The following is a 4,588-nucleotide window of genomic DNA, read 5'->3' as shown; positions in this document are numbered from 1 at the left end:
AGCGGCAGCGGCAGCGGCAGCGGCAGCGGCAGCGGCAGCGGCAGCGGCAGCGGCAGCGGCAGCGCGGCAGCGGCAGCGCGGCAGCGGCAGCGAACTAGTCGGCGAGCGGATGCCGCGGCGCACGCGGCGCGGGCGGCGGCGGCACCTGCTTCGCGGCAACGATGTCGGCGAGCGCCAGTGCGACCAGTCCGCGCTTGGTCTCGACCGTGCACCCGGTGTCGGTGACGTCGCGCAGGTAGCCCACGGCATCCGTTACCCCGCCCTCGATGCGGGTGCGCACCACGATTCGGGTGCCGAGGGCCGTGCTGAGCACGAATTGGGCGGCGGCGAGACTCATCTGACCGAGCCTAGCCCTCCCTTACCGGAGGCGGCTGAAGGACTCCACCTTGCGCACGTCACCCGCGATCAGGATGACGTCGTCGGCCTGCAACGTCGTGTCGAGGGTCGTGTAGCTCCAGCCCTCGCCGGGCCGGTTGAAGGCCGTGACCGTGACGCCGTGGATGGTGCGCACACTGGATTTGCCGAGCGGCACGCCAATGATCTCCTGCGGTGGGTTCGTCTTCACGAGGGCGAAGTTCTCGTCGATCTCGATGTAGTCCTGCATCACCCCGCGCACCAGGTGGGCCACCCTCTTGCCCATGTCCTTCTCGGGGTAGATGACGTGCTTGACGCCGATCTGTCGCAGGATCTCGCCGTGCGGGTCGCTGACCGCCTTGGCCCAAATATTCGGGATGCCCAACTTGAGCAGCAGGCTCGCAGTCAGGATGTTCGCCTGGATATCGCCGCCGATCGCAACGACAGCGCTGCTGAAGTCCGGCACCGAGAGTTGGCGGAGGGTCTCCTCCTTGGTCGAGTCGGCGCGCACGACATGGGTGAGCAGGCCGTTGTGCGCCTGAACGATCTCCTCGTCGCCGTCGATGCCGAGCACCTCGCTGCCACTGGCCATGAGCTCGAGCGCGAGGGCACTGCCGAAGCGGCCCAGTCCGATCACGACGATCGCATCTTCCTCGGCCATGCGGGCGGGCTGTTGACGCCCGAACAGGGAAAACTTAGCCAATGATGGGCCTCTCTTTCGGTAATTCATACGAAGTGGGGCGTTCCCGCAGGGCGAGCGCCGAGGCGAACCCGATGGGACCCAGCCGACCGATGAACATCAGCAGCATCAGGATGATCTGACCGGCCGGAGGTAGGCCCGCGGTGATCCCGGTGGAAAGCCCCACCGTGCCGAACGCGGAAATCACCTCGAACAAGAGCTCATCGAGACCGATATCGGTGATCAGCATCAGGGCGACGGTGGAGACGGTGATCACCGCGACGGCCAGGAGCACGATCGTGATCGCCTGGCGGTGCACGGCCCGGGAGAGGCGCTTGCCGAAGACGTTCACGGCCACCTCGCCGCGGATCTCGGTCAGCAGGATGAAGAACAGCACCGCGAACGTGGTGATCTTGATGCCGCCGGCGGTGCCGGCCGGGCCGCCTCCGATGAGCATCAGCACGTCCATGCCGAGCAGGCTCGCAGAGTCCATCGCCCCGATGTCGATGCTGTTGAACCCGGCCGTGCGGGTCTGCACCGACTGGAAGAAGCCCACCAGGAGTTTGCTCGGCCAGTCCAACGGGCCGAGCGTGCCCGGGTTGTTCCACTCCACGCCGGTGATGTAGATGGTGCCCGCAACCAGGAGCGTGATCGTGCCGACCAGCACAATGCGGGTATTCATCGTCCATTTCAACGGCGACCGGAGGTGCTTCCGCAACTGCATGATCACCGGGAAGCCCAACCCGCCGAGGATCACGGCGGCGGCGATCGGCAGGCAGATGAACGGGTCCGTCGCGTAGGAGATGAGGTTGTCGCTGAACAGGGCGAAGCCGGCGTTGTTGAACGAGGACACGGCGTGGAAGACCCCGAGCCAGATGGCCCGGCCGAGAGGTTCGCCGTAACCGATCCAGAACCGCAGGGTCAGCAGCACCGCCACGATGGACTCCACGATCAGGGAGATGCGCACGACGCCGAGTACCAGCCCGCGGACATCCTCGAGCCCGGAGCTTTTCACCTCGGCGGCCGCCGTCATGCGGGACCGGAGGGACATCTTGCGGATCACGGCGAGCCCGATGACCGAGGCGAACGTCATGATGCCGAAGCCGCCGACCTGGATCAGGGCGAGGATGATGACTTGGCCGAACGGGGTCCAGAACGTCTCCGTGTCGACGATGGTCAGGCCGGTCACGCAGATGGCCGACGTGGCCGTAAAGGCAGCGATCAGGAACGGGGTGCCACCGGGGCCGGGCGTCGCGATCGGGATCATGAGCAGCACCGTGCCGATCAGGACGGCGACGGCGAATCCGGCGACCACGACCTGCGCGGGGTGCGGCCGGGCACGCGGTATTCGTGGACCGCTTCTTCGAAGGGACAGGGATGGCACCCGCTTACTATACGGTTCGCAGGCGACTACTGGCGTGCCCGGTTTCGACACGGCAGATTGCCCCAACCGATGGACAGCGCACCCAGGCGGAAAACCGGGATAATCTGGGTACACCGGCGAGGGGGAAACAAGGGTGAGATTCAACGGGGGTATGCGCATGCATACGCATGCCTTGCGGCCCCACGGCCGCCTGCTCCTCCAAACAGGGTTGTCCGTCCTGGCCTTCGTCGCACCCGTTTCCGCCGTGCTCTTCTGGCTCAGCATTCCCAGCGGCAACTGGCAGCCCGTCGCCATCGCCCAGGTCGTGCTCCTGAGCATCTGCGCACTCGCCTTTCTGTCCTACACGCGCACCATCATCCGTGTCGACGCCGAGGGCATCTCCGAGCGCGGCTTCATGGGCATGGTCACAGACTTTTCCACGGATGAGATCGGCAGCGTCGTTCTGCTCGACCTCTACCAGAGCGGGGCGCTCGACACGCACCCACAGCTCTTCGTCACCGGAACCGACGGCCGTCTCCTGGTGCGCATGCGCGGGCAGTACTACTCGCGCGGCGCCATGGACACCGTGATCGATCAGCTCGACGTTCCCGTGGTGCGGGTGCCCGAACCGATGACCCTGCAGGATCTGAACCGCGCGCGCCCCGAACTGCTCTACTGGTTCGAGCGACGCCTCACCGGGCGCGGGGCGTAGCGCGCGGCATCGGTTCACGGGCATCCGTTCACGGCATCCGTTCACGGCATCCGTTCACGGCATCCGTTCACGGCATCCGTTCACGGCATCCGTTCACGGCATCCGTTCACGGCAACGGTGAACCAATTCGACGGAGATTTTGCCCGAAACGGCCCGTTTCGGACTGGAAACGTGTTGTGAGAGCAAAATCTCCGTCGAATTCGTACGGCAGGCGCGGGCAGGCGCGGCCGGGCGGGCAGGCGCGGCCGGGTCAGGCGGGGCGGGGCGCGCTGTCGGCGGCATCCGTTGTGAAGATGTAGTCCTTGTTCTCGGTGAGCTCGGGGCGCAGTCCGCGGGACAGCGCGACGCGGAACTGCGTGCGGGACTCGTCGCGGCACCGGGCCGCCTCGGCCGGTTCCGCGGCGCGCAGCCGCTCGAAGTCCCCGTCGAGCCGCAGCGTGTCGGTCCCCGACCAGGCGGGCGGGAGCTCGCCGGCCAGCGCCCGGAGCGTGCGCGGGGAATCGAGGCGCCAACGCACCTCGAACCGGTCGCTCCGGTCGCTTCCGGTGATGTCGTCGTCGAGCCGGCCGTAGAAGTCCGGCCAGAAGCGCACCACCTCGGCGCCCAGTTTGACCAAGTTGAAGTGCGCGTTCCGGCGGATCAGCGGGTCGAAGGTCCAGCGCATGTCGGCGATGCCATGCTCCAGGCAAAGGGCCCGCTGGTACAGTTTGAGCGCGTAACCGACCCCGCCACCGCGCTGCCCCGGCCCCACCGCCGTCATATGCGAGTGCAGGTGGATGCCGTCGGTCCAGCCGAGGAACCCGAGGCTCGCGCCGATCGGGTCACCCGCGGTCGCGCCGATCGGGTCACCCGCGGTCGCGCCGATCGGGTTGGGGCCGCTCGCGCCGACCGCGATTGCGACCAGCACGGTGTTGCCGGCGAAGTCGAGCGCCCGGAGCATCGAATCGTCGGGGCTGCGGCCCACGCCCCAGGTGCGTTCGAACAGGCCGATCGCCGCGGCCAGGTCACCGGGTGTGGCCTGGCGCACGCTGACCCCGGCGGCCCCCGCGGCCGCCTCCGCCTGCCGCACGGCCTGCCGCACAACCTTCGGCTCAACGCTCATTCATCGAGTAGACCACACCCGGCTCGGTCCCCGGCAACCTGCGGCAAACGGATGCCCCGAGCCGGCGCAACCCGGCGGCCCACCGGTGCGGCAGCATCCATCGCACCGCGAGCGGAACCACCACGCGACCCCCGCGCATCCGCGAGCAGAACCCCCACGCAACCCCCGCGCATCCGCGCATCCGGCATACGGCATCCGCGAGCGGAACCCCCGGGAACCCGCCGAGCAACCCCCGAGCAACCCCCGAGGAACCCCCCCGGAACCCCCCCCCCCCGTTACTTTCTTCGTAGCCCTTGATCGTGTAGTTATGTGAGGGTGTTGGCCTGTCAGGCCCGGCATGGTTCTTGCCCCCAGTCGCTCATGATCCGGGGGGTGTTG

General features: G+C 67.7%; 5 protein-coding genes. 1 reads left to right on the top strand and 4 read right to left on the bottom strand.

The features are described from left to right. Positions 1-94: 94 nt before the first annotated feature. From E3T28_RS00025 to E3T28_RS00015, 3 genes are read right to left on the bottom strand one after another with little or no spacing between them, the layout of a single operon-like run. Positions 95-337 (bottom strand): putative acetyltransferase, encoded by a 243-nt coding sequence (locus E3T28_RS00025; RefSeq protein ID WP_134426697.1) that lies wholly within the window; start codon positions 335-337, stop codon positions 95-97. Positions 338-358: 21 nt separating this feature from the next. Beyond that, positions 359-1,057 (bottom strand): potassium channel family protein, encoded by a 699-nt coding sequence (locus E3T28_RS00020; RefSeq protein WP_241979086.1) that lies wholly within the window; start codon positions 1,055-1,057, stop codon positions 359-361. Next, complete coding sequence (locus E3T28_RS00015; RefSeq protein ID WP_241979085.1) at positions 1,050-2,417, bottom strand: TrkH family potassium uptake protein; 1,368 nt, start codon at positions 2,415-2,417, stop codon at positions 1,050-1,052. The genes E3T28_RS00020 and E3T28_RS00015 overlap by 8 nt, the downstream gene beginning before the upstream one ends. Before the next feature lie 157 nt (positions 2,418-2,574). Here E3T28_RS00015 and E3T28_RS00010 point away from each other — a divergent pair, with 157 nt between their 5' ends. Further along, entirely contained in the window at positions 2,575-3,108 is a 534-nt protein-coding gene (locus tag E3T28_RS00010) for a hypothetical protein (RefSeq protein ID WP_134426693.1), read from the top strand. Positions 3,109-3,358: 250 nt separating this feature from the next. Here the strand turns inward: E3T28_RS00010 and E3T28_RS00005 are convergent, their stop codons facing one another. Beyond that, positions 3,359-4,210: a hypothetical protein gene (locus tag E3T28_RS00005; RefSeq protein ID WP_134426691.1), complete on the bottom strand. Its 852-nt coding sequence runs from the start codon at positions 4,208-4,210 to the stop codon at positions 3,359-3,361. Positions 4,211-4,588 lie beyond the last annotated feature (378 nt).

Source organism: Cryobacterium sinapicolor (assembly GCF_004403465.1).
GTDB lineage: Bacteria > Actinomycetota > Actinomycetes > Actinomycetales > Microbacteriaceae > Cryobacterium > Cryobacterium sinapicolor.
The sequence above is the reverse complement of the archived record's forward strand: the minus strand, read 5'-3'. Positions and strand labels throughout refer to the sequence as shown.

Coding starts and splice junctions, on each gene's coding strand:
- E3T28_RS00025 (WP_134426697.1), bottom strand. CDS start 337: ATGAGTCTCGCCGCCGCCCAATTCGTGCTCAGCACGGCCCTCGGCACC.
- E3T28_RS00010 (WP_134426693.1), top strand. CDS start 2,575: ATGCATACGCATGCCTTGCGGCCCCACGGCCGCCTGCTCCTCCAAACA.
- E3T28_RS00005 (WP_134426691.1), bottom strand. CDS start 4,210: ATGAGCGTTGAGCCGAAGGTTGTGCGGCAGGCCGTGCGGCAGGCGGAG.